The organism is Streptomyces sp. NPDC059564, from assembly GCF_042735575.1.
GTDB lineage: Bacteria > Actinomycetota > Actinomycetes > Streptomycetales > Streptomycetaceae > Streptomyces.
This window is the reverse complement of sequence record NZ_JBHWBP010000097.1, coordinates 1-23,617: the sequence shown is the minus strand read 5'-3', so window position 1 is coordinate 23,617 and position 23,617 is coordinate 1. Positions and strand designations below refer to the sequence as shown.

Sequence of the window (23,617 nt, the reverse complement as noted above, 5' to 3'; positions counted from 1 at the left end):
CCCTGGGCGTCGCCGATGTAGCTCGCCTGGATCTTGTTGGCGCCCTTGACCTTCCGCCTATCCCGCCGCCGAGCGGGCCGTGAAGGCCGTCGCCGAAGCCGTCCGCTACGGACAGTGGCGCCGGGCCAACGCCGACGCCGGGCAGGTCCCCGAGTACGAGGACATCGACGAGAGCGGCGCCGCCGCCCAGCTCGCCGCCCTGCTGGCCGCCGTCCCCGAGGGCACCGCCCTGACCCTGGACGAGGCCGACGCCCGCGTGCTCCTCGGCCGCTACGGGATCCCCGTCCGGCCCGTCCTCCCCGCCCCCAGCCCCGACGCCGCCGTCCGCGCCGCCCGGGTCCTCGGGTTCCCGGTCGTGCTCAAGACCACCGCCCCGCACCTGCGCCACCGCGCCGACCTGGGCGGCGTACGCCTCGACCTGACCACCGAGGCCGAGCTGCGGCGCTCGTACGAGGAACTCACCGAGGCCCTCGGCAAGCCCGCCGAGCTGCTCCCCGTGGTCCAGTCGATGGCGCCGCGCGGGGTGGACACCGTCGTCCGGGCCGTCGTCGACCCGGCGGCCGGCACGGTCCTCTCCTTCGGGCTCGCCGGAGTCGCCTCCGAGCTGCTCGGCGACACCGCCCACGGCCTGGTCCCCGCCACCGACCGGGACGCCGCCGCGCTGATCAGGTCCATCCGCACCGCACCCCTCCTCTTCGGCTGGCGCGGCAGCGACCCCGTGGACACCCCCGCCCTGGAGGAACTGCTGCTGCGCCTGTCCCGGCTCGTCGACGACCACCCCGAGGTCACCGGCGTCTGGCTGGAGCCGGTCGTCGTCGCCACGGAGGGCCTTTCCGTGCTCAGCGCCACCGTCCGCGTGGGCCACCCGCCCGCCCGGACCGACCTCGGCCCGCGCACCCTCCCCAGCTACTGAGCGCCGGGCAGGTAGGGGGACCCCGTACGGGCCTTAGGATGGACCTCATGGCGAAATCCGGTACGACGACCCAGGGGCTGCGCGCGGCGATCGAGCGCAGCGGCTACTACCCGGCCCTCGTGGCCGAGGCGGTTGAGGCCGCCGTCGGCGGCGAGCCGATCTCGTCGTACCTGGTCCACCAGGAGACCACCTTCGACTCCAACGAGGTGCGCCGGCACGTCACGGTCCTGGTCCTGACCGGCAACCGCTTCATCGTCAGCCACACCGACGAGCAGGCCGCCGACGCCGGGTCCCCGTCCCCGTACGCGACCACCTCGACCGAGTCGGTCAAGCTCAGCAGCATCTCCTCCGTGGTGCTCAGCCGCGTCGTGGCCAACCCGGAGTCGTACACGCCGGGCCAGCTGCCCCGCGAGGTCGTGCTGACCATCGGCTGGGGCGCGGTCTCGCGCATCGACCTGGAGCCCGCCGCCTGCGGCGACGCGAACTGCGACGCCGACCACGGCTACACCGGCAACTCCACCGCCGACGACCTCAGCCTGCGGGTCAGCGAGGCCGGCGACGGCCCGGAGACCGTCCGCCAGACCCTGGTCTTCGCGCAGGCGCTCTCGGAAGCAACAGCGGCGACCGCCACCCCCGCCCGCTGATGTCGTACTCCGCGCCGCCGAACTGGCAGGACGAACCGGAACTGCTCGACCTCGCCGGCGCCCCCGTCCCGCACTACGGGACCGGCTCGCTCGCCGACCTGCTGCCGACCCTGGCCGCGGGCCAGGGCGTGCCCGGCCTCGCCGCGGGGATCGCCGAGCTGACCCCGGCCGACCGGAACTGTGTGTTCCTGGTCGACGGGCTGGGCTGGGAGCAGATCAAGGCCCATCCGGCCGAGGCCCCGTACCTCACCTCCCTCCTCGCGAGCTCGCGCGGCGGCACCGGCCGTCCGATCACCGCGGGCTTCCCGGCGACCACCGCCACCTCGCTGGCCTCCGTCGGCACCGGCCTGCCGCCCGCCCGGCACGGCCTGCCCGGCTACGCCGTGCGCAACCCCGCCTCCGGCGAGCTGATGAACCAGCTCCGCTGGCAGCCGTGGACCCAGCCGAAGGCCTGGCAGCCGTACCCGACCGTCTTCCAGCTCGCCGACGCGGCCGGAGTGCACACCGCACAGGTGTCCGCGCCCGCCTTCCAGAGCACGCCGCTCACGAAGGTCGCCCTCAGCGGCGGCACCTTCCACGGCCGGATGACCGGCGAGGAGCGGATGGACCTCGCGGCGATCCAGCTCGCCGCCGGGGAACGCTCGCTCGTGTACACGTACTACAGCGAGCTCGACGGGGCCGGACACCGGCACGGCGTGGACTCGGACGCCTGGCGCGGCCAGCTCATGTACGTCGACCGGCTCGTGCAGCGGCTCGTGGAGCAGCTGCCGCCGCGCACCGCCCTGTACGTGACCGCCGACCACGGCATGGTCGACATCCCGTTCGACGAGGACGCGCGGATCGACTTCGACGACGACTGGGAGCTCGGCGCGGGCGTGGCCCTGCTGGGCGGCGAGGGCCGGGCCCGGCACGTCTACGCGGTGCCGGGCGCCGAGGCCGACGTGCTGACCGTGTGGCGCGAGGTGCTCGGCGACCGCTTCTGGGTCGCGAGCCGCGAAGAGGCCCTGGAACTGGGCTGGTTCGGGGCGCCGGGGGAGTGCGACGAGCGGGTCCTCGGCCGGATCGGCGACGTGATCGCCGCGGCCCAGGCCGATGTCGCGATCACCGCGTCGCGCAACGAGCCCAACGAGTCGGCCCTCACCGGAATGCACGGCTCCATGACGGCGGCCGAACAACTGGTCCCCCTCCTCGAAGTCCGCACCTGAGGGACCCGACCCGGTCCTTCCCTCCCCCTCCCACTCGACCTGAAAGGTCCGTACTTCCCATGCCCGAGCTGGTGTTCTTCTCCGGAACGATGGACTGCGGAAAGAGCACCCTGGCTCTGCAAATCACCCACAACCGCTCCGCGCGCGGGCTGCAGGGCGTGATCTTCACGCGCGACGACCGCGCGGGCGAGGGCAAGCTGTCCTCGCGCCTGGGCCTGGTCACGGAGGCGGTCGAGGCGGGCGAGGGCATGGACCTGTACGCGTACCTGGTCGCCGAGCTCTCGGCGGGCGGCAAGGCGGACTACGTGATCGTGGACGAGGCGCAGTTCCTCGCGCCCGACCAGATCGACCAGCTGGCCCGCATCGTCGACGACCTCGGGCTGGACGTCTTCGCCTTCGGTATCACGACGGACTTCCGCACCAAGCTCTTCCCGGGCTCGCAGCGGCTGATCGAGCTGGCGGACCGCCTGGAACAGCTCCAGGTCGAGGCCCTGTGCTGGTGCGGCGCCCGCGCCACGCACAACGCCCGTACGGTGGGCGGGGAGATGGTGGTCGAGGGCGCCCAGGTCGTCGTCGGCGACGTGAACCGCCCGGCGGAGGAGATCGGCTACGAGGTCCTCTGCCGCCGCCACCACCGCAAGCGCATGACCTCGTCCGCGTCCCACGCGGGCCCCCTCTCCCCGGACGTCCTCCCGGTCAACCACGGCTGACCGTCCGGCTATTCCACCCGCGCGTGCGCCAGAATCGCGGCGACCGCGGCGCTGATGCCGTGGCGCAATGTGGCCTCGGCGGCCGGAGCGAAGTCCGCGGCGTGGTTGGCCGGCAAGGACCCCATCTTCTCCTTCGGCGTGGCGCCGGGAGCCGCGCGCCAGTCGGCGGCGCTCACGCAGCCGAGGAACCAGTACACGGTCGGGACGGTCGCGGTGGATCCGTGCGCGAAGAACGGAAAGTCCTCCCCGGCCAGCATCGGCGGCGTGGACAGTACCCGCCGCGGGCCCAGCAGCGCGGTGTGGGCGGCGTGTACCCGGGCGGCCGCGGCCGGTTCGTTGATGTTGACGGGTGACTTGGGGCCGACCGTGATGTCCGGATCGCGGGGACAGCCCGCCGCCGCGCATTCGGCCCGTACGATCCGCTCGACCGCCGCGACCGCCCGCTCCAGCTGGCCGTCGGAATAGCAGCGGATGCTGATGCCCAGTTCGGCGTGGTCGGGAATGACATTGGGCACGGTCCCGGCGCGCAGGGTCCCCACGGTGACGACCAGGGGTTCGAAGGGGTTGTTCTCCCTGGAGACCACCGACTGCAGGCGCTGCACGGTCGCCGCCGCGGTCAGCACCGGATCGACGGTCAGGTGGGGCGCGGCTCCATGGCCGCCCCGGCCGTGGATGACCACATCCACCACGGTGGTCGCCGCGGTCAGTGCACCGGGTCCATGGGCGACGACTCCGCAGGGCAGGGGCGCGACGTGCTGTGCCAGCATCACGTCCGGGACGCCGAACCGTTCGAACAGCCCGTCGTCGAGCATCGCGCGGGCACCCGTCAGCGTCTCCTCGGCGGGCTGCCCGATCACCAGGAGCGTTCCGGACCAGGTGTCGCGCGCACGGGCCAGCAGGGATGCCGCGCCGGCCGCGCACGCGAGGTGGGCATCGTGACCGCACGCGTGCGCCACCGGTACGGACCGCCCGTCGCCCGTCGTCGCGGTCCGGGTGCTCGCGTACGGAAGGCCGGTGGCCTCGGCGACCGGCAGGGCGTCCATATCCGCGCGCAGCGCCACCAGCGGGCCTTCGCCGTTGCGCAGGACCCCCACCACGCCGTGGCCGCCGACGCCTTCCGTCACCTCGCATCCGGCTTCCTTCAGCCATGCGGCGAAGCGCGCGGCGGTCTGCTCCTCCTGCCCCGACAGCTCGGGAGCGGCGTGCAGCTCCCGGTAGAGCTCGAGTGCCTGCGGCAGTACGCCGTCGAGACCTGCCACCGCTGACCGGATCGCCTCCCGGAGCGGGGCCGTGATCGTGCCGTCCATGTGTTCCCCCGTCCCGGCCGTCACAGCCAGCCGGCTTCCCTGGCCGCCCGGTGGGCGGCGACCCTGTTGTCCACGTCGAGTTTGTTCATGATCGAGGACATGTAGTTCCGCACGGTGCCCTCGGCCAGGTACAGCCGTCCGGCGATCTCGCTGATCCTGAGCCCCTCGCCGGAGAGGGCGAGCACCTCGCGTTCGCGCGCGCTGAGCGGACTGCCGCCGAGGGCCAGGGCGTCCGTGGCGATCTCCGGGTCGATGAACCGGCCGCCGGCGTGGACCTGGCGTACGACCTCGGCCAGCTTCGCGGCAGGGGTGTCCTTGGTGATGAAGCCGCGTACTCCCAGGCGCATGCTGCGTTGCAGGTACCCGGGGCGGCCGTGACTGGTCAGGATGACGATGCCGCAGCCGGGGGCTTCGGCCCGGACGGCCTCGGCCGCCTCCAGCCCGTTCATCACCGGCATGTCGAGGTCGAGTACGACCACGTCGGCGCCGGTCTCGCGTACCGCGGCCACGGCTTGGGCGCCGTCGGCCGCGACCGCGATCACGTTCATGTCCTCGGGTGCGGAGAGGATGATGGACAGCGAGTCGCGGATCAGCTGCTCGTTGTCCGCCACGACGATGCGGATCGTCACCTGCGGGTCACCTCGGCTCCAGCATCGTGTCGGTGGCTCTCGCCCAGCGGAGCGTGCGCGAGCAGCGTGAACGTACCGTTGTGGACGCCGGCGGTCAGCTCGCCGCCGATGCCGGCGAGCCGTTCCCGCAGACCGTGCAGTCCGCTGCCGCCCGCGCGACCGTCGGGTCCGGCGGCGACGGGGTTGTCGTTCGAGATCTCGATCATCAGCCGTCCGTCGTTCACCCTCAACTTGATCCGGCACTCGGTGGCCCTGCTGTGCCGCAGGATGTTCGTGACGCCCTCGCGGACGATCCAGCCCGCCACGTCCTGGACGTGTTGCGGGATGTCCAGGGGCACCTCGTCCGTGCGGCAGCCGATGCCCGCCGAGGAGAGGACGGAGCGCACTCCGTCGAGCTCCGCCGCGATGGACTGCTGGCGGTACCCGCGGACCAGGGTGCGCAGATCGGACGCCGACTCCCGGGAGATGCCGAGGGCGTCCCGGATCTCCCCCGCCGCCTTGCCCGGGTCGTTCTCGATGAGGAGGAGGGCCACCTCCATCTTCATGCCGATCACGGACAGGCCGTGGCCCAGCACATCGTGCAGGTCGCGTGAGAAGCGCAGCCGCTCTTCCACGACCGCCAGCCGGGCGAGTTCGGCGCGGTTCTCGTGCATTTCCCGGGCGAACGGCGGCAGCACCCCCAGCGTCCCGAGCACTACTACGGTGACCGCGCTCTTGACCAGCATGTCCACCAGTACGTCGGCGGGCACGGCGAGCATGAACCCCGCCACCGCGGTGCCGGCGAGGACCAGCGGCACGACCCAGCCCCACCGCCGGGGGGTGAGACTGACCACGGCCGCTCCGGCGGCCAGACAGGGCAGCGCTCCCCAGGCCGGGCCGAGGGCCAGCAGCATGGCGAACGAGACGCTGGCACACACCGCGAGGTCCGCCTGGTGCCGGTTGCGCCCCCTGCCGCGGGCCACGGCGTCCCACACCGCACGGGCGTAGCCGAACCCGAAGACCAGCGAGCCCAGCACGGCGGCGACGACCTGGCCTGGGGGCGGCCGGTAACTCAGCCACAGGGCCATGGCCTCGAGGAGGAAGACCGTCGCCGTCAAGAGGATCAGCCAGGCGACGGCGCGGGCGACCGTGGCGGGCGTACGCCCGTGCATCTGCCACCACCTCATCGTTCTCCATGTGCTGCGGGGCGACTGTATCCGAGCGCGGTCAACCCCGGGCCGGCCGGGCCGCCTCACCCGGGCCGGACGAAAGGGGATCAGGCGGACCGGCGGGGGTCCCACCGGAAGAACCTCTTGCCCATCGAGAACGACAGGCCCATCCACGCGCAGAGCAGTCCGATGGGAGCGGCGCAGGCTTGGAACGACGCGACGAAGCCGACGGTGGCCAGGTGGTCCGAAGCCGCCGGATCACTGGCGAAGTCCCGGCCCAGATACGCGGTCCTGACGATCTCCACGACCGGGCTGGAGGGCAGGTACGGTGCGATGTGCTGCGCCCAGCCGGGAAGGCTCGAAATCGGCATGGCGATGCCGGAGGTCATCATCATGAGCAGGATGACCGGGGTGACGATCCAGGTGGACACTTCCCCGCTGGGCAACAGCCCCGAGAGGCCGATGGCCAGCAAGGAGAAGGCCAGAGCGCCGAGCACGATGCCGACGAGCAGCAGCAGGGGATTGCGGGGCATGGGTGCGTCGATGGCGACCGCCCCGGCCACGATCAGGATGGCGACCTGGATCATGCTGGTGACGCTGCCGCTGGCCGCTTCGCCGGCCAGGATGGCCGTGTCCGGCAGCGGGGTGCCGCGCAGCCGCTTGTAGACCAGGCGGTCGCGGCGTGTGGCGGCCGAGTTGATGACGTTGTAGACGATCCACAGCAGGACGAATCCGATGAAGCCCGGAAGCAGGTACACCCCCGTGTCGAAGCCCGCGATCTCTCCCTCGCCGTGCCGGCTGACGGTGTACGCCAGGCTCAGGCCGAGCGGGAGCAGGGCGCCGGTGAGGGCGAATCCCAGGTCGCGCCAGTAGACGCGCTGCGAGAGGAGGAACTGCGAGTAGGTGAAGCGGAACCAACTCATGCCTGGACCTTTCCGGAAGCGGCGACATCGAGAAATACGTCTTCCAGGGACGCCGTGCGCACCTCGAGGCCGTGCAGTGCCGCGCCGTTGTCCTCCGCCCAGCGCAACAAGTGCAGCAGGACGGGCTGTGGATCGGCGGTGACGAGACTGATCCGGCCGTCGGCCTCCCGGATCTCGGCGCCCGGAATGGGCGGCAGGGTCTGTGCGCTGACGCCTTGCGAGGAGGACAGCGAGATCCGGGCGCTGGACTCCTGGGCCACGATGTCGGAGACCGGGCCGTGCCGGACGATGCGGCCGTGGTCCATGATGGCGACGCGGTCGGCCAGGAACTCGGCTTCCTCCATGTAGTGCGTCGTCAGCAGCATCGTCATGCCGTCGTCGACCATGTCCTTGAGGAAGTGCCAGGTCTGACGCCGGGATTCGGGGTCGAGCCCCGTGGTGGGTTCGTCGAGGAAGAGCAGCTTGGGCCGTCCCAGCACGGCGAGCGTGAGGTCGAGCCTGCGCTTCTCGCCGCCGGAGAGCCGCCCGACGCGGGTCTTCGCCTTGGGCTCCAGGCCCACGATGCCCAGCGCTTCGTCGATGCCGACGGCGTTCGGGGTGAACCGGCGCCAGGCGCGGATGGTCTCCACGACGGTGAGGTCGCCGAAGAAGCCCGCCTCCTGGAGCATGATGCCGATGTCCGACGCTATCCGGGCCCGCTCGGTCCGGGGGTTCGCCCCGAACACCGACACCGATCCGCCGGTGGGCTTGAGATAGCCCTCCAGCACGTCGAGGGTGGTCGTCTTGCCCGCGCCGTTGGTTCCGAGCAGGGCCACCACTTCACCGGGGAACACCTGGAACGAAATGCCGTCGACGGCGGTCGTCCCGCCGTAGTCGAGCCGCAGGTCACTGACGTCGATGATGGGGTGTGCGCTCATGGGAAGACCTTAGGAATCACGCCGTGCGGCCTGCCAGGGCGCGGCCGCACGGGTTGGGGATGGGGTTCGCGTGGGCCCGGACATGACGTTTGTCATGCGGCGGCGACGGCGCGCGGGTCCCGCAGGCCCTCCAGCCACAGCAGCCGCGCGATCTGCATCTCCTCGCCGGGCACGACCCCCAGGCGGTTGTTCATCAAGTGGATGTGGTGGAACGCGGTCAGGTAGTCCGGGCGCGGGAGCCCTGCCCGCCGCACCCGGAACCAGAACTCGTCCGCGTAGCCGGTCAACGCTTCCCGCAACGGAGGGACTTGCAGCACGTGGTCGATTTGGGTGCGCAGCACCGCGGCCCGCCGGGCCGCCATCGGTTCGCCCGGCGAGAGTCCGGGGAGCGCCCGGCCGAACGGCGCGTCCCGCAGGCCGCGCCCCGACCAGTACCACGCGTACTGGTGGAGGAAGGAGGTGCGTACCGCGGCGGGAAGCCGGGCGGCCATCAACTCGGTGTGGGCCGCCGCGATCGGAAGGCGCAGGGAGCGCAGCCGAGGGCCGGAGCAGGCCAGTGCCGCCTCGCTGCCGCACTGCATCAAGCGCTCGGCCAGTTCCACTCCGGAGGGACCGCCGAACTTGTCGTGCTCCGGCTCGTAGAGGCGTTTGGTGACCATACGGTGGGCGGTCAGCGGCCCGCGCGGGCCGTCGGCCTCCGCGAGGAGGTCCAGGGCCCGCCGGAAGCCGTCGTCCAGATCCTCCTCGTAGCGGGCGAGCCGGCTCGGCGTACCCCGCAGCCGGAACCGCAGCTGGAGGCCGACCAGGTCGACGTACTGGAGGAAGAACCAGCGCAGTGCGGGGTCCTCGGCGGTGAAGCGGCGTACGGCGGGGCCGACCACTTGTTCCACCAGGTCGCGTATCTCGGCGATGTTCGCCACGTACACCCGGTAGTAGAGCCATTCCTGCTGATCACTCACTGGCCGTCCTGCCTCAGCATCGCGATGAATTCGGTGGCCGCCGCAGGGTGCCGCGGGTCGGCAGCCCAGTGCCCGTCGCGGCCGGGCAGCGCCTCGGTGAACTCCACCCCGGTGGTGGCCTCGTCGATCTGGCGGAAGGCCGCCCACACGGCGTGGGGGTGGTCGAAGCCGACCCACTGGGGCTTGTGGTGCGTGCCCGGCCGGTCGGTGCTGCGGGAGAGGAACACCTCGTCCGGCAGGCCCAGTCGGGCGCGCCAGCGCTCCACTTCCAGCAGGAAGTCCACGGGTGACTGGCGCCGGGTCGGACGGGGCAGTTCGCCGGGGTGCGCCAGCCACGACGCCCGGCGCATGACGATCCGGCTCTGCTGGACGCGCGGACGGTACGACGAGGGAGCTGCGGCTCCACCGGGCGTGCCGGTGCCACCCGCGGCGTCGGCGTCGCCGAGGTCGAGGACCCACGGGTCGCTCAGCGTCGCCAGCAGACGATCCACCCCGTGGAGCGTGGCCACCGGAACGGCTCCCAGGTAGGCGAACGCCGCCGGATCCGCGGCGGCGTCCCGGACCTGGAGGGTGTGCGTGACGGGATCGTGGGTCAGGGTGAAGTCCCGCAGATCGTGGGTCCCGCCCTCGGCCTCGGCCAGTTCGGGGCCCCACCCGGCTCGCGGCAGCCCGCGCAGAGCGGGACGCTGGAACTCGATCCAGTCGGCGTGCGCGGACGTCTGGTACACCCGGCAGCCGGGGTTGAGATCGCTCAGCCACCGCGTCAGCGCCTCGTCGATCCCGTGGCGCAGAGCGGGAATGGCCGCCCACCGGCCTATCATGCCGGGGAGGCCGCTGTGGATCCGGTTCACCACCAGAAGGTGATCACCCCGGGCCGCTTCATCGGCCGATCCCGCGGCCACCTGGAAGAAGACGACGTGGCTCGGCCGGCTCAGCGTCCGGTCACCGCGCAACTGCCCCTGCGTCGGCACCGCGCCGGCCGGCCGGCCGGGCGCCTGCTGCCACGTCGCGGGCGGCTCGGCCGCCAGGAACCGGTAGCAGAAGGAGAGCAGGTCGCCCGCTCCGCCCGAGCCGTACCACCGTACGAAGTGGTCGAGCATCCTGTCGTACAGCGGCGCGCGCCGGATGCGCGACGTGAGCGCCGAGGCGACGGTGTGCAGATCGGCCCGTACGACGTCACCCGGCCGGGGGTTCGCTCCGGGGCCGTGGGCGACCGCCTCGTGCAGGAGCCCCGCACCGGCCAGCCAGTCGGGCGGCCGGCGGTTCTGGGCACGGGCGGCGTCGACCAGGGTGGTGCGGGCCCTTGTGACCGCACGGGCCCGCTTCTCCGCGTCGGCGTCGCCCGCCACCAGCTCCTCCGCCCGAGCCATCGCCCGGACCGCTTCGGCGACCGGTCCGGGCGCCTGCCCGGTGATCCGGCCCAGTGCGGTGAAGTGGCCGCCGTCGCCGGCGCTCCAGGGGGTGACCGGGAGGAGCACGCCCATGGCCACCAGGCGCCGCACGGAGGCGGCGTCCGTCCCGAGGGCCTCGACGGCCTCCGGGAGGGACACCGGCCGCGCGGGCAGGGCGTCCAGCCGTCCCCGTAGCGCAACCACATCGGTGATCTCGTCCGCGCGCAGGAAGACCCCGCCCGCATGGCAGTACAGCGGGAGGGCGGCGAACCCTCGTCCGCCGACGGTCCGCGCGCTCGGGTTGGCGAGCAGCCGCAGATCCGCGGGCGCGTCCGGATGGCCGGCCCAGGAGCGCAGCAGATCCAGTGCCGCCGCTCGGGACGAGGAGACCACCCGGTCGGGGAGCGGGGTGTCCGGCGCCGCCGCCGGCCCATCCCACCCGGCCACCCCGACGGTGGTCAAGGTGCCGAACGGGCTGGGCTTGACGGCGGCGCGCGACAGATACGCCGCGGCGCTGCGGGCCAGCCGGGAATCCCACGCGGGAGCCCTGCCGGCACGGAGGCCCAGGAGCTCGAGGGTGAAGGAGGGGCTGGCCAGCGAGAGGCCGCGCGCGATCCGCTCCTCCCGAAGCAGCTCCGTCATGGCGACCGCGGCGTCCGTGATCTCCTTGTCCGCCGCCCGCTCGGCCCGTGAGACCAGCGCGGCCCGCTCCCGGACCGCGGCGCACCAGAGTTCCAACCGCTGCCGGGCCTCGCCGTCGAGCCAAGGTGAGACCAGTGCGGCCGTCTCCCGCGTCGCCGCGGTCAGCCTCCGGTTGTGCACGTCGCGGCGCAGGCGCAGAGCTCCCCTGCGCACCGACCGGTCCAGACCGTCGGCGGGCACCAGCCGGTGCAGATCGTCGGCCAGGGCCTCGGCGATCCGCTCGGCGCGGTCTTCGTGTTCCAACGCCCCGCGTACCAGGGAGAGGGTCTCCTCGGCCCGAAGCGCCTCCAACGCCCTCACCGGCAGTCCGCAGACGCGGGACACCACGATCGGCGCACTGTCCACCATGACGGAGCTCCCTCGCTCTCGATTCCGTGCCCTGCTCAAGGAAGGAGGTGCCGCACTTCCTGCTGCCACTGCGGGTCGTTGCCCGGACGCCAGTCGGCGGCGTTGCGGGCGCTCTCCTCGAGCGGCCGGCTCTGCGGCGCGCTGCCCAGCAGGAACTCGCCGATCGCCGACTCCTTGAGGGGATCGAGTCCGAGGGCGCGCTCGGCCAGTTCGGAGTTCCCGCTGCCGAGTCCGCAGGCGGCGAGCCCCATGGCGGTGGCCACCAGGTACAGCGTCTGGTACAGGACACCGACGTGCTTGAGCGTCACGGCGTAGGCGATGGACTGGTACTTCCACGACAGACGCTGGAACCTCGACGTCATCGTGATCAGCACGTCCGGGACCGCCTCGCCGCCGGTGGACAGCGATCCGAGGTCCAGCAGGTTCTGCCGCAGCCCCGGGTCGGCGTTCACCAGCCGCAGGCAGTGGTCCTGCGCGTCGTAGTGGTAGATGCCCGGCTCGATGCCCTCGCAGCGCCTGATGGTCAGGTACAGCTCCAGCTCGTAGGCCGCGCCGCCGCACGGATACGGCCTGGTCGAGCCGGCGTACGGCATCTTCTGGTCCGGGCGCGGCCCGTAGGTGCCGCGGACGCGTGCCGCCCGGTAGAGGAATTCGCCGAGCTGTTCGGCGTCGATCGGGCGCTCACCGTAACTGCGGATCGACTGCCGGCCCTCCATGACGGCCAGCAGGCTCGGGTCATGGGCGAGGACGTCCGTGAGCTGCGGGCGGAACAGCGGGATCGGCTCGCCGGGCGGCGCCGGCTTGACCGGCGGCAGCGGTTCGATCTCACCGATGTAGGGGAAGCGGCCGCCGTACGGTTCGTCGGTGCGGCCGAGACGGCTGCGCGAGTGGAAGTACAGGTCGTGGAAGTCCCACTGGCGCAGGACCTCGTCGTCGTCCGCGGCGAAGACCGCCGGGCCGTCCCCGTGCGTTCCCAGGTCGGCGAAGCCCGCACCGACCAGATGTCCCAGCACGGCGGCGACGGCCTCGGCCGGCAGCTCCGCGGAGGCCAGCTCCAAGGCGGTCGCCGTCTCGCCCAGGGCCGACGCGACCGCGGCCGCCTCGGCGGACCGCAGCACGCAGCGGTAGGCGGTCAGCGGCGTCTCCACCACCAGGGCGCCCTCGCGCCGGCGCAGCAGGGCGAACTTCGACAGCCGGACCGGGGCGTCCGCGGGGACGTCGACGACGTCGTACGGTTCGGCGGGGGCAGTGGCCTCCACCGCCATCAGCTCCGTGCCCCGGTACATCAGGGAGTGGGCCAGGAACGGCGAGATCCGCTCCAGCACCCGGGTGAGCTGGCGCTCCTCGTGCGCGTCGAGACCGGCCGCCAGCTCGTCGGTCGGCACGGCGTGGCGGGAGAGCCGCTCGAGCACTCCCAGGATCCCGGGGGTCACCCCGCGCAGCCGGTACCCGGTCTGGTTGCGCAGCGACAGCAGCACCGTGGAGTCGCGGTGCTCGCAGAGGACGCCCTGGCGCAGGGCCGTCGCCTCGGTGAGCGGGCCGCGCGGGGTCGCGTTGACGGTGGTCATCACAGGAACATCGCAATCGGGTTGAGGTCGTCTTCGGTGGGCTTGCGGTCGAGCCAGCCCAGCTCGACCGGTACGTCGTAGAGGCGGCCGGGGGCGTAGCGGGGCCAGAAGTGCCGCATCCCCGGCACGATGACCCGGGCCACCGGCAGGCCGATGTCCACCCGCGTCTGGTCCAGAACGAGCATTTCCATGCCCTTCTCCTCGACGGCGCGCTGGGCGCGCAGCACGTCCTCGCGCAGGTCCGCCGAGTGATGCTCGGCGTAGTCGGCGGCGGTCCGCACGAGCCCGTCGGCCGGCCGCATGTACGGCTGGTTCTCCATGGTCGCGGTCCGCCACCACTTCAGCTGGTCGGGGTCGTTGTAGGCGTAGGTTCCGGAGCCGTCCGCACGCATGCCGATCACGGCGGGCAGGAACTGGTTCATCTCGGACAGCGCCCGGCCGATGGCGATCTTGATGTCGAAGTGCGAGCCGAGCGCGAAGAGGATGTCCTGCACCGGCTTGTCCGTGCGGTAGGAGACGGCGACGACCGACGGGATCCCCAGGTCGTTGGTGACGTCCAGCACCCATGTCTCGCGGCCCTGCGAGCGGTAGCGGTCCTGCCACTTGCGGAAGTACGGGTCGTCGAAGCTGTCCAGGTCGATCCGCGGCATGCGCAGCCGGTGGTACCACCACATGGCGACGCTGTCCCGCTCGACGAGCTCGAAGAAGCCCTGCAGGATCGCGTCCTCCAGGGTCGTGCCCGCCGCGCACCCGTTGGAGTTGGCGCCGGCGTTGAAGCGCACCGCCTCGCTGGAGGCGGAGTACGAGAAGTACAGCGAGGAGGTGGGCAGGTACTTGTGCCGCTGCTCGGTCAGCGACCAGACCGGCGACCAGTCCACCGGCTCGGCCGGGTTCATCCTCGGCGACACCCAGTGGAAGTGCGAGGGCCGCGCGTTCCACTCCAGCCGGTCCGTGAACTGCCGGTCGCTGTACTGGTGGAGCGCGTTGGGCTCCACGGCCAGGTCGGCTCCGAGCTCCTCGTACGAGCTGGTGATGCGCGCCTCGTCGCCGTGGAACACCCCGGAGTACCGCTCGATCGCCTCGCCGAGCGCACTCGCCCTGGCCTGTACGTCGCTGATGCCCTTGCCGGAGCTGGCACTGCGCAGTCCGGCGCGCAGGTCGGCCGCGTTGGCCATCGGCACGGCGAAGTTCTGTCCCGCCGTGTACGTGTGGAGCCCTTCGACGTCCAGCGGGACCTTCACCAGGCTGCTGACCGGGCCACTGATCGGGCTGACCAGGTGCTGGAAGGTGTCGAGGAACTCCTGCGGGTCCTTGGCCCGGTGGCCGCCGTCCGATGCGACGGCCTTGATCTGGCTGGAGAGTTCCACCGGGCCCCGCTGCCGCTTCGCCTGCAGGTCCGGGTCGCCGCAGGCCGGGCACTGCGGGCGCCGGGTGACCGGGTGCTGCTCGGTACGCAGGGTCAGAGTGTCGAGGGACGTCACCTGGTCACGGGGGACGTCCGTGCCGGGCACGGCACCGCCGACAGCCCCGGCGAGCCACTTCGCGGCCTCCAGGGCGGCCAGCTGGGTGGCGACCCGGACGGTGGCGGGCACGTCGGTCACCGAGTTCACGAGGACGTCGGTGAGGACGCCGCGCTGACGGAGGTACGAGGTCAGCATGTGCTTGTTGGCCAGCCGGATGCGAAGGCACTCGTAACACGCGCTGACGCCGGGCTGGAAGACCGGCCCCAGCCACACCGTCGCCCCGACCGGCTTCACCAACAGCCACGGCTTGCCGCCGGCCAGCGCCCGCCGGTTGACGACATCCAGTTCAGGGCGCAGGTAGTCATCGGTCAGGACGACCGTCAGCGCGCTGTCCGGTGCGTCCGTGACACGGATGCCGAAGGCCTCGGCGGCGTCCGTGAACCACTGTGCGCTCACGTCGCCGAGGGCCACCACGTCCACACCGGCGGCCTGCACGGTGCGCACGGCCTCGTCGCCGTTCACGCCGAGCAGCTCCCAGTAGCCCCCGGCACGCGGGTCGACGGAGGCGTCTGCCTCCACGACGTGTCCGGCGGAGATGAGCTTGTCCAGTGCGCGCCCGACCCGCTCGGGCGAGAACTCGCCCGAGAGCCGGTCCGCGATCTCCTCGCGGGTGTGGCCGCCCTGCAGCAGCGGGGCCATCAGCTCGATCATCCGGCCTTCCAGCCGGAGCTGGCCGGACCGCTCGGTGGTGAGGTAGACGCCGTCCCCGGCGACGGTCGTGCTGCGCACGTACCTCTTGAACCGGGTTGTGGTGCTGGTCATGGTTCGGTTGCCTTTCCTTCTCACGTCAAAGTCGTTGCGTCGGGGTCCGGGAGGGGACCACCGGATGCGGACGGCAGGTCGGCACTGCCGGATTCGGTGATCCGTCCGTCGGAGACGACCACGATGCGGTCGGCCCGGCGGATCGTGCTGAGGCGGTGGGCGACGACGATCCGGGTGATCCCCAGCGCCCCGATCGCCGTGCTGATCTCGTCCTGTGTGGCGTTGTCGAGCGCGCTGGTGGCCTCGTCGAGAAGCAGGACGCGGGGCCGGCCGACCAGGGCTCTGGCGATCAGCAGGCGCTGCAACTGCCCGCCCGAGAAACCCGACTCGCCATCCGTCAGCCGGGTGTCCATGCCCATGGGCATGGCACGGATCTCGTCGGCGATCCCGGCCAGCCCGGCGGCGTGCCAGGCGGCTTCCTCCTCGTGCTCCGGGGCACTGCCGAGGATGACCGACCGAATGGTGCCGCGCAGCACCTTGCTGTCCTGCGGGACGTATCCCATCTGCCCGCGGACCGCCCCGAGGTCCAGCCCGGCGAGGTCGTGGCCGTCCAGCAGCACGGCGCCCGCGTCAGGCCGGTCCAGCCCCAGCAGCAGCCGCAGCAGGGTGGACTTTCCGGCACCCGATTCGCCGACGACCGCCAGGAACTCGCCCGGCTCCACCGTGAGGTCGACACCCTTCAGCACCGGCTCCGCGGAGCCCGGGTAGCCGAAGGTGACGCCGCGCAGCTCCGCCCGTCCGGTGAGACGGCCGGGCAGGACGCCGGCGGGCGGCGTCTCCGGAGCGGTGGCCAGAATGGGTTCCAGCCGGGCGTACGTGGTACGCAGCGTGAAGACCGCCTGGAGCACTCCGGGCAGCCGGCTCAGCGCCAGATTCAGCTGGACCGCGGCGAAGGACACTGCCCAGATGCCGGTCGACCCGACGCCTCGCAGCTGAACCACCGGCAGGAGGACGCACAGCAGCAGGGGCAGGGTGGCGGCGATCAGCGCGGCCGACACCTCGGCATGGCGCAGTCCCGCGTCATCGGCACGCTTCTGCGCGTCGAACCCCTGCCACCACTTGCGGAAGACCAGCCGCTGCGCTCCGTACGCGCGGACCTCGTCGATGCCGAGCAGCGCCGGGTAGACGGTGGACTGCACGCTCTCGACGGCGTCGTACACGCGCATGTCGTGCTTCTGCTGCGCCCACGAGAGCCAGCCCAGCAGCGTCAGCAGGCCGGCGGTGACGGCCGCGGCGACGAGGCCGAGCATCCCGTCCACCAGCATGAGCAAAGTGATCGCCACGGCGGAGAAGAGCGCGCTCAGCAGGGCGTCGAGACCGGACGGTCCGAGCAGCGACCGCAGCCGGCCGATGCCCCCGGCGTGATTGAGCAGCCGCACGCTCGAATAGCGGCGCAGGAAGGGCAGCGGGAGACTCAGTACCCGCTCCCACACCGCCGGTTCCACGGTGCCCTCGATGCGCGTCTGGAGTGCGCTGGTCGAGTGATCGCGCAGCTCCGCGAGCAGCCGGCCCAGCGGGACGGCGGCGAGCAGCGCGGCGCACGTCCAGCCGAAGAGGGCGTCGTCGTCGGTGAGGACCGCCGTGATGAGCAGCAGCGAGCCGATGGGGGCGGCGAAGGCCAGCACCGCGGCCAGCAGGCCGCCCGCCAACGTACCGGTCAACGGCATCGCCGCGCCGCGCAGCGAGAACCGCAGCAGACGGCGGCCCGTGATCCCGGAGTGCGGCAGCCGGGCCCGCATGACCCAGCAGTGCTCGTCGAACCCTCCGGCGTCGGCGGGCGACACCGGACGTCCGTGGCGGCCCGTCGCCTCGACGGCGGTCCAGCCCCGCCCGCTGGGCAGCAGCGCCACCGGCTCGCCGTCGCGGGACGCGAGCACGGGCGCCTTCGGGAGCCAGGTGAGGGCCTGGGCGACCGGAGCGCGGTGGGCCCGGACGCCGCAGCGTTCGGTGGCTGCGGCCACCGGATCCGAGCCCGTCGGCCGCAGTTCCGGCAGTGCCTCCCCGGATGCGCCGAGGGCGGCGAGCAGCGGCTTCAGGGCGTTCCGGTGGGCGGTCCACGCCTGTCCTGCCGGGGTCATCGGCCCGCTCCGAGCAGTTCGCGGTACTGGCCCTGGCGGGCGGACAGGTCGCGGTGCGTACCCAGCTGGGCGGGTGTGCCGTGGTGCAGTACGAGGACCAGGTCGTCCGGGCTGACGGTGCCCAGACGGTGGGTGACCACGACGGTCGTGGTTCCCAAGCGCCGCAGGTTGGCGTCGATCCTGGCCTCCAGGGGGCCTTCGAGCGCGCTCGTCGCCTCGTCCAGGACGAGGAGCGCGGGTCGGCGGCACAGGGCGCGGGCGAGTGCGAGGCGCTGCCGCTCGCCGCCGGAGAAGTTCTGTCCGTTCGGCTCGACGCGGGCGGCACGGGGACCACCGCGGCGCGCGACGACCTTGTCGAGGCAGGCCGTGGCCAGTGCCCGGTCGATCAGGTCGGGAGCGAACTCCTCGTCGCCGAAGGCGACGTTCTCGGCGACGCTGCCCTCGAAGAGCACGGGATGTTGGCTGACGTAGCCGACGGAGCCGGGCGGCAGGTCGGTGACCGGGATGCCGTCGAGCATGACCGAGCCTGCCCACGGGGCGGTGCCTCCCACGACGAGACGGGCCAGGGTGGACTTGCCGCTGCCGGTGGCTCCGACGACCACGAGACGGCTGCCGGGCGGCACCCGGACGTCCACGCCGCGGACCAGGGGCGGACGGTTGATGTCGTATCCGAATTCCAGGGTGCGCAGTTCGAGCCGGCCGGCGGAAGAGGGGGCGGCTCCGACGCCGGCGGCAGGTGCTGGGGTGGTGGCGGTGGTCGCGAGGGGAATGAGGGACGCGCCTGCCTGTACCGCGTCGGTGCTCTCGGCGCTCCGGAGCGCTTGCGCGGACCCGGCCGTCTCGGGGGACGAACCGGCGACGTCCGCGAAGGCCGCGAAGCCCGCGCGCAACTGCCCGAACGACAGGCCGCCGCGCGTCACCGCACCCGCCGAGGCCTGGAAGACGCCGACCAGGGTGATGACGGACATCAGATCGGGCAGCGCCATGGCGCCACGCCTGACGTCGGCCGCCGCCCAGAGCACCGCGGCGACGGAGACGAGGGAGTCGAGGACACCGGCCGTGGCCAGCGTCCGCTGGGCCGACCTCGTGGACCGGTGCGCCACGGCGAGGCTCCGGGCGTGGGACTGCTCCCAGCGATCGAGCAGCACGGTGGTGGCGGCTTCCGCCTTCAACGTCTCGAGCATGTTCAGCCCGCTGATCATCTCCCCGTCGCGGGAGGCCTGTTCGGCCAGCAGCCGGCCCTGCCGGGAGGCCTCACCGGTGGAGGCCCTGCGCAGGATCGCGGCCGAGCAGCCGACACCGCAGAGCATGAGCGCTGCGATACCCGGAGCGAACCAGGCCAGCACCCCCAGCACGACCGTCATGCTCACGCCGCCGACGAAGACCGGTACGACGGTGCCGGCGAGCTGGTTGGCGATGGTGTCGGCGATCTGGACCCGGGCCGCGACACCGCCCGTGAACCGGCGCTGGAAGAAGGAGGCGGGCAGATCGAGCAAGGTCCGTACGAAGAAGCGGGAGTGGTCCACGGAGAGGCCGCGCAGCAGTGCCGACTGCAGTCGGGTCTGTATCCACGTCGCGGTGAACGCGGCGACCACGGCACCGGCGAGGGCCCACAACAAGACGTCGGCTCCGGGGGCTCCGGACGAGCCGGGCCGGGCCGTCGCGGTGACGAAGGCCCGCATGAGCAGTGCGGTGGCCACGGCCACCAGGGCGGCCGACGTGCCGGCCAGCACCGACCCGGCCAGCAGACCACGGCGGGGCCGCGCCCAGGACAGCAGGTCGCCGCGCAACCGGTGCGGCACCCCGGCCGGGTGGAAATTCTCTGTGGGTGTGAAGACGAGGGCGATGCCGCTGAAGAAGGCACGGAACTCCGCCATCGGCATGAGGCGGTGGCCGATCGCCGGATCGTTGAGGCTGACGGTGCCCCGCTCGGAGACGTGGTCCAGGACCACGAAGTGGCTGCCGCCGACGAAGAGGATCGCGGGGGCCGCCAGGGCACGCATGGACCTCGTGTCGGTCTGGTCGTCACCGGACAGCCGGATCCGCTTGCCGCTTCCCGCCAGTCCGTAGTGGGCGGCGGCGCGGATGAGCGTCGCGGCGGTCACACCGTCGCGTCCGCCCCCGCACACCTGCTGCAACTCGCCCCACGACGCGTGCCGTCCGAACCAGGCCAGGACGACCGACAGACAGGAGGCTCCGCAGTCGGCCTCTTCGACCTGGCGCACGTGCCGGGTCCTGACCGGCCGGGCGACCGCCCGCCGAAGGAGAGGCGCCGGCATCCTCATACCTCCAGCCCCGTTCCCAGCCGCACGGGGAGGACGGCGGGGCTGTTGAAGGTCAGCTCACTGCGCCAGGGAAGGGAGTCCGCGGGTTGCGATAGCGCGATGCCGTCCTGGGCCAGCCGGGCGAGCAGCAGCTCGGACTGGAGGGACCCCAGCCCGGCACCGAGGCAGAAATAGGCGCCGTGGCCGAACGACATGCTTGCGTTCTGGGTACGGTCCCAGCGGAACTCCAGCGGTGCCTCGAAACGGCGGGGGTCGAGATTGGCGGCGGCGAAAGCGAGCAGAACGATCTCCCCCTTGCGTATGACGATATTCCCGATCGAGAGGTCCTCGGCGGCAACGCGTGCCCCAAAAGTGACCGGCGCGAGAAGGCGGATCGATTCTGCAAAGGCTGGGGCAGCCCACTTTTCAGGGTCTTCGACGACCCGCTGCCATTCCGCCGGCCGGGTGAGCAGGCAGAGGAGGGCATTGGTCAGGCCGCTGGTTACCGTGTCGACCCCGGTCATGAAGAGCAGGAGAACCATATTGACGACCTCGTCGTGGCTCAGCTGCCCGCTGCGACGCGACGCGTTCAGGCGGGATATGACGTCGGTGCCGTTCGGTGTGTCCCGTTCACGGACCACCGATTCGACGTAGGACCGCAACTTCTGAAATCCCTCGACGGAAATGGGTTCTGTCGTCGGTTGGGCACCGGGAAAGCTCTTGCCCAGCTGGGCCAGCATGCCCCGCGACCATGTCGTCACCTGACCCCAGTCTTCCTCCGGCAGGTCGAGGAGCGCCGCCGTGACCAGAGAGGGGAGGGGGACCGCCATGCGGGACACGAAGTCGAATCCACCCTCGGCCGTGGGGCCGGCCAGGAGGGTGTCGATGATGTGCGAGATCTTCTCGCGCAGACGCTCGACCGACCGTCCTGTGAACTCCCGGGCGAGTACGCCGCGAAGCCTGCGGTGATCCTCCGGAGCCCGCACGGACATCGAATTCGAGAAGAACTCCGTGAAGTCCGGGTTCTCTTCCCGCATGTCCGCCGGGAATTCGGGGCTGACCATGGTGAGCCCGGGATGATTGCTGAACTTCGCCACCAGGTCGTGACGCGAGACGACCCACAGCCCGGGAAAGTGAACAACGGGCGACTCTGCGACCAGCTGCGCGAAGAGATCGGTGTTGTCGGCGGCGGAGTCCTCCTGCATGGCGAACCAGCGCCACACTCGCCGCGCGCTCTCAGTCGTTGACACTCCCACATTCCTTAACGGCCTGGCACTTTCATGCCGTAATAAAAGCGGAAGGGTGCTGCGCCCCGTCACCCGTTGGAAGGTGATCCAGCGGCAGGGCGCAGCACCCAAGGCGTTACTCAGCCACATTGATGACGGTGCATCAGGTGGCGCAGCCGTACGTGCCGAAGCAGGTCGGGCAGCCCATGGATCCGAGGGTGCCGAAGCAGTTGGTGCCACCCGCCTCGGTCAGCTCCTCGATCGCGATGTCCTCCGCCAGGGCGTTGCCGGTGGCGTCGATCTCGGTGTGCATGGTGTCGAGAGAGTTCATGTCGTTCACCTCCTTCCTGACCTTCGGTCCGGCCGAGAAAGCCGGATTCCGTCATACTGGGAAGTGCCGGAAACGGCACCCGGCGTCGCCGTCGACCCGCCGGACGAGGTTCTCTGCATGAACCTCGTCCGACGTCCGTCTCCGGCGATGCCGGGCCCGCGGCCTCGCGGCTCAGTGAGAGCTGGCGGTACCGACAGAGCCGGCCGAGGAGGGGCAGCCCGCGCAACCGACCGTGCCGAGGCAGAAGCTGCCGCCCGTGGCGTCGGTCAGGTCCTCGATGCTGATGTCCTCGGTGTGATCGACCGACAGCTCGGCTGCGAGGATTCCATCGTTGTTCATGTGTTCTCCTGCGCGAGTCGAAACGTCAGTGCGATGTCGTGGTGCCGTACGAGCCGGCCGAGCTCGGGCAACCGAAGGTGCCGGCCGAGCCGAGGCACCAGCCCGCGCCGCTGGCGTCGGACAGCTCCTCGATGGCCACGTCCTCGAAGAGGTCGAGGTCCATTTCCGCGATGGTGTCGTTCACTGTTCACCTCCTCTCGTCAACAGGGGGTGCACACAGGGCCCTTGCGGGTGCGCGTCAGCTCCAGCTGAACGCGGTACCGATGCAGGCGGGGCAGGTGGTCGAACCGAAGGTGCCACCGGTGTTGGTCGTGCCACCGGCGCCGGCCATGTCACCGAGCTCCTCGATGGCGATGTCGTCGAACTCCTCGACGATCTCCATGTTCTGCATGTTCTCCATAATTTTCACCTCCTCTCGAAATGTGTGGCGGAGGCAGAAAGCAGCCTCTAGCCGAAGCTGGACGCAGTCCCGGCCGAGCTGGGGCAACCAGCCGACCCGACACAGAACGCGGTGCCCGCACCGGCCGTGTCCGCGAGTTCTTCGATGGCGATGTCCTCGAGCTGAACCGGGACATCCACGTTGTTGTTCTCCATGGCTTTCTCACCTCCATTCCATCGGCACATAAAGCGCCGGAATTCACCCATGCCGAGGAGAGGGTGCACGGAAGTGCGCCACAGAACCGGGCGTGGAGAAATGAATCCGCACCACTGAGAAAGGGTGGGAAAGACTGAAAGTGGCGATTCGCCGGGCAGACGGATACACGTCTTGCCCGAAGTCGCGGCAAACGTCGGCACGCACGAGGAAGACTCAGAGTTCGGCGCCGGTGCTTTACGGCATCGTTGGAGCGGCGTGACGACATCTCGTCGACATCCGGAACGAGCCGAACGGGCAGGCGCGCAGAAGTGAGTACCGCCGGTGCGCAGAGACGCAGATGTGGCGGAAGCCGGGAAAGCCCGTCAGAAAAGGGCGACAACAAGCAGGCCGATCACAATGACCGCCGCCGTGATGCCGAAAATAGGAGCCCACTCCCGCAGGTCGTCCTTGTAAGTCTTGCGGCCGTCACCCCGGGACCCACCGCTGGCTGTAGCGCCCGCAGATCCACTGTCCCCGCCGTAACCGCCCGAATCTCCGCCGTGCACAGAACTACCCCCGTAGTTGTTTGAACCCTGCGGCGCTTGTTCAGCCGCAGTCAATCCGCCTGAGCCGCTGGTCACCGCCTGGCGTGATCCCAACGTTACGAACACCTGTCTGGCATGTCAATTGAGGCCTGAGGGCCTCGAGATGCGTCCCCGAATGCGTAAAAATATGGGCAGATCGGACACGTCTCGACGGGTTTCAGGCCTCAAGCGGCACGCCAGATGCGACAATACGGACATAACCTACAGGTAGTTGCGTATTCAATTCCCCGAACCCCGCTTCCGCCCACCCCTCCTTTGCTTCCTCTTTGTGATTTCGGGGGTTGGTGTAGAGAATTCTGGGCGCCCGAATTTCGGTACGGGACCCAGGGGTGGAGAGACTCGGCGAGAAACCTCAACGGAGTCTCAATTATGTGGAGCTCCGGTGTTCCTCGGCGTGGGCGATTCAAAGGAATCGGGGTACGGCGGAAGGCCCGGGGGCAGCACATGCGTCGACGAGTGCGCGGCGGTGTGGTGGTGGGGGCGGGGGGTGGAGGGGGCCCACCAGGCCGAGGGGCTGGTCGCGGTCGATTATAAAAAAAAAAAAACCCACC

The 23,617-nt window shown here is 71.0% G+C and carries 20 protein-coding genes and 1 pseudogene; 4 read left to right on the top strand and 17 right to left on the bottom strand.

Annotation, left to right across the window (positions count from 1 at the left end):
• Positions 1 to 55 precede the first annotated feature (55 nt).
• From ACFV0Q_RS18580 to ACFV0Q_RS18565, 4 genes and pseudogenes are all read left to right on the top strand, one after another.
• Positions 56 to 913, top strand: a pseudogene (locus ACFV0Q_RS18580) (acetate--CoA ligase family protein); the annotation flags it as partial.
• Between the two features lie 47 nt (positions 914 to 960).
• Positions 961 to 1,557, top strand: coding sequence for a DUF5998 family protein (locus ACFV0Q_RS18575; protein ID WP_266573521.1), 597 nt, complete (start codon positions 961 to 963; stop codon positions 1,555 to 1,557).
• Positions 1,557 to 2,762 (top strand): alkaline phosphatase family protein, encoded by a 1,206-nt coding sequence (locus ACFV0Q_RS18570; RefSeq protein WP_385006576.1) that lies wholly within the window; start codon positions 1,557 to 1,559, stop codon positions 2,760 to 2,762. Before ACFV0Q_RS18575 ends, ACFV0Q_RS18570 begins: the two co-directional genes overlap by 1 nt.
• Before the next feature lie 59 nt (positions 2,763 to 2,821).
• Positions 2,822 to 3,472 (top strand): thymidine kinase, encoded by a 651-nt coding sequence (locus tag ACFV0Q_RS18565; protein ID WP_385006574.1) that lies wholly within the window; start codon positions 2,822 to 2,824, stop codon positions 3,470 to 3,472.
• 8 nt (positions 3,473 to 3,480) lie between these two features.
• On the opposite strand, the gene ACFV0Q_RS18560 is transcribed toward ACFV0Q_RS18565, so the two are convergent.
• The 17 genes from ACFV0Q_RS18560 to ACFV0Q_RS18480 form a co-directional block, all read right to left on the bottom strand.
• Positions 3,481 to 4,779: an amidohydrolase gene (locus ACFV0Q_RS18560; RefSeq protein WP_385006572.1), complete on the bottom strand. Its 1,299-nt coding sequence runs from the start codon at positions 4,777 to 4,779 to the stop codon at positions 3,481 to 3,483.
• Between the two features lie 20 nt (positions 4,780 to 4,799).
• Positions 4,800 to 5,408, bottom strand: a complete 609-nt coding sequence (locus ACFV0Q_RS18555) for a response regulator (RefSeq protein WP_385006570.1) — start codon at positions 5,406 to 5,408, stop codon at positions 4,800 to 4,802.
• Entirely contained in the window at positions 5,405 to 6,559 is a 1,155-nt protein-coding gene (locus ACFV0Q_RS18550; protein ID WP_385006568.1) for a sensor histidine kinase, read from the bottom strand. The genes ACFV0Q_RS18555 and ACFV0Q_RS18550 overlap by 4 nt, the downstream gene beginning before the upstream one ends.
• A 104-nt stretch (positions 6,560 to 6,663) precedes the next feature.
• Positions 6,664 to 7,479, bottom strand: a complete 816-nt coding sequence (locus tag ACFV0Q_RS18545; protein ID WP_385006566.1) for an ABC transporter permease — start codon at positions 7,477 to 7,479, stop codon at positions 6,664 to 6,666.
• The gene (locus tag ACFV0Q_RS18540) at positions 7,476 to 8,396 is read right to left on the bottom strand and encodes an ABC transporter ATP-binding protein (protein ID WP_385006564.1); all 921 of its coding nucleotides are present in this window, start codon (positions 8,394 to 8,396) and stop codon (positions 7,476 to 7,478) included. The genes ACFV0Q_RS18545 and ACFV0Q_RS18540 overlap by 4 nt, the downstream gene beginning before the upstream one ends.
• Positions 8,397 to 8,488: 92 nt before the next feature.
• Positions 8,489 to 9,355 (bottom strand): thiopeptide-type bacteriocin biosynthesis protein, encoded by an 867-nt coding sequence (locus ACFV0Q_RS18535; protein ID WP_385006562.1) that lies wholly within the window; start codon positions 9,353 to 9,355, stop codon positions 8,489 to 8,491.
• Complete coding sequence (locus ACFV0Q_RS18530) at positions 9,352 to 11,796, bottom strand: lantibiotic dehydratase (RefSeq protein ID WP_385006560.1); 2,445 nt, start codon at positions 11,794 to 11,796, stop codon at positions 9,352 to 9,354. The genes ACFV0Q_RS18535 and ACFV0Q_RS18530 overlap by 4 nt, the downstream gene beginning before the upstream one ends.
• Before the next feature lie 35 nt (positions 11,797 to 11,831).
• The gene (locus tag ACFV0Q_RS18525) at positions 11,832 to 13,364 is read right to left on the bottom strand and encodes a SagB family peptide dehydrogenase (RefSeq protein ID WP_385006557.1); all 1,533 of its coding nucleotides are present in this window, start codon (positions 13,362 to 13,364) and stop codon (positions 11,832 to 11,834) included.
• The gene (locus ACFV0Q_RS18520) at positions 13,364 to 15,649 is read right to left on the bottom strand and encodes a TOMM precursor leader peptide-binding protein (protein WP_385006555.1); all 2,286 of its coding nucleotides are present in this window, start codon (positions 15,647 to 15,649) and stop codon (positions 13,364 to 13,366) included. Before ACFV0Q_RS18520 ends, ACFV0Q_RS18525 begins: the two co-directional genes overlap by 1 nt.
• Before the next feature lie 20 nt (positions 15,650 to 15,669).
• On the bottom strand, positions 15,670 to 17,727 hold the full coding sequence (locus tag ACFV0Q_RS18515) for an ATP-binding cassette domain-containing protein (RefSeq protein WP_385006553.1): 2,058 nt from the start codon (positions 17,725 to 17,727) through the stop codon (positions 15,670 to 15,672).
• The gene (locus ACFV0Q_RS18510; RefSeq protein WP_385006551.1) at positions 17,724 to 19,952 is read right to left on the bottom strand and encodes a peptidase domain-containing ABC transporter; all 2,229 of its coding nucleotides are present in this window, start codon (positions 19,950 to 19,952) and stop codon (positions 17,724 to 17,726) included. The genes ACFV0Q_RS18515 and ACFV0Q_RS18510 overlap by 4 nt, the downstream gene beginning before the upstream one ends.
• A 56-nt stretch (positions 19,953 to 20,008) precedes the next feature.
• The gene (locus ACFV0Q_RS18505; RefSeq protein WP_385006549.1) at positions 20,009 to 21,241 is read right to left on the bottom strand and encodes a cytochrome P450; all 1,233 of its coding nucleotides are present in this window, start codon (positions 21,239 to 21,241) and stop codon (positions 20,009 to 20,011) included.
• Between the two features lie 139 nt (positions 21,242 to 21,380).
• The gene (locus tag ACFV0Q_RS18500) at positions 21,381 to 21,548 is read right to left on the bottom strand and encodes a hypothetical protein (RefSeq protein WP_385006547.1); all 168 of its coding nucleotides are present in this window, start codon (positions 21,546 to 21,548) and stop codon (positions 21,381 to 21,383) included.
• Between the two features lie 171 nt (positions 21,549 to 21,719).
• On the bottom strand, positions 21,720 to 21,887 hold the full coding sequence (locus ACFV0Q_RS18495; RefSeq protein WP_385006545.1) for a thiocillin family RiPP: 168 nt from the start codon (positions 21,885 to 21,887) through the stop codon (positions 21,720 to 21,722).
• 25 nt (positions 21,888 to 21,912) lie between these two features.
• Complete coding sequence (locus ACFV0Q_RS18490) at positions 21,913 to 22,071, bottom strand: thiocillin family RiPP (protein ID WP_385006543.1); 159 nt, start codon at positions 22,069 to 22,071, stop codon at positions 21,913 to 21,915.
• A gap of 54 nt (positions 22,072 to 22,125) precedes the next feature.
• A complete protein-coding gene (locus tag ACFV0Q_RS18485; protein WP_214931755.1) occupies positions 22,126 to 22,287 on the bottom strand; it encodes a RiPP peptide in 162 nt (53 codons plus the stop codon).
• A 47-nt stretch (positions 22,288 to 22,334) separates the two neighbouring features.
• Positions 22,335 to 22,481, bottom strand: coding sequence for a thiocillin family RiPP (locus ACFV0Q_RS18480; protein ID WP_385006541.1), 147 nt, complete (start codon positions 22,479 to 22,481; stop codon positions 22,335 to 22,337).
• Positions 22,482 to 23,617: the final 1,136 nt, after the last annotated feature.

Excerpts from the sequence above, each read along its gene's own strand:
- ACFV0Q_RS18575 (WP_266573521.1), top strand. The coding sequence starts at position 961 with ATGGCGAAATCCGGTACGACGACCCAGGGGCTGCGCGCGGCGATCGAG.
- ACFV0Q_RS18570 (WP_385006576.1), top strand. The coding sequence starts at position 1,557 with ATGTCGTACTCCGCGCCGCCGAACTGGCAGGACGAACCGGAACTGCTC.
- ACFV0Q_RS18565 (WP_385006574.1), top strand. The coding sequence starts at position 2,822 with ATGCCCGAGCTGGTGTTCTTCTCCGGAACGATGGACTGCGGAAAGAGC.
- ACFV0Q_RS18560 (WP_385006572.1), bottom strand. The coding sequence starts at position 4,779 with ATGGACGGCACGATCACGGCCCCGCTCCGGGAGGCGATCCGGTCAGCG.
- ACFV0Q_RS18550 (WP_385006568.1), bottom strand. The coding sequence starts at position 6,559 with ATGCACGGGCGTACGCCCGCCACGGTCGCCCGCGCCGTCGCCTGGCTG.
- ACFV0Q_RS18545 (WP_385006566.1), bottom strand. The coding sequence starts at position 7,479 with ATGAGTTGGTTCCGCTTCACCTACTCGCAGTTCCTCCTCTCGCAGCGC.
- ACFV0Q_RS18540 (WP_385006564.1), bottom strand. The coding sequence starts at position 8,396 with ATGAGCGCACACCCCATCATCGACGTCAGTGACCTGCGGCTCGACTAC.
- ACFV0Q_RS18530 (WP_385006560.1), bottom strand. The coding sequence starts at position 11,796 with ATGGTGGACAGTGCGCCGATCGTGGTGTCCCGCGTCTGCGGACTGCCG.
- ACFV0Q_RS18525 (WP_385006557.1), bottom strand. The coding sequence starts at position 13,364 with ATGACCACCGTCAACGCGACCCCGCGCGGCCCGCTCACCGAGGCGACG.
- ACFV0Q_RS18520 (WP_385006555.1), bottom strand. The coding sequence starts at position 15,649 with ATGACCAGCACCACAACCCGGTTCAAGAGGTACGTGCGCAGCACGACC.
- ACFV0Q_RS18515 (WP_385006553.1), bottom strand. The coding sequence starts at position 17,727 with ATGACCCCGGCAGGACAGGCGTGGACCGCCCACCGGAACGCCCTGAAG.
- ACFV0Q_RS18500 (WP_385006547.1), bottom strand. The coding sequence starts at position 21,548 with ATGAACTCTCTCGACACCATGCACACCGAGATCGACGCCACCGGCAAC.
- ACFV0Q_RS18495 (WP_385006545.1), bottom strand. The coding sequence starts at position 21,887 with ATGAACAACGATGGAATCCTCGCAGCCGAGCTGTCGGTCGATCACACC.
- ACFV0Q_RS18485 (WP_214931755.1), bottom strand. The coding sequence starts at position 22,287 with ATGGAGAACATGCAGAACATGGAGATCGTCGAGGAGTTCGACGACATC.
- ACFV0Q_RS18480 (WP_385006541.1), bottom strand. The coding sequence starts at position 22,481 with ATGGAGAACAACAACGTGGATGTCCCGGTTCAGCTCGAGGACATCGCC.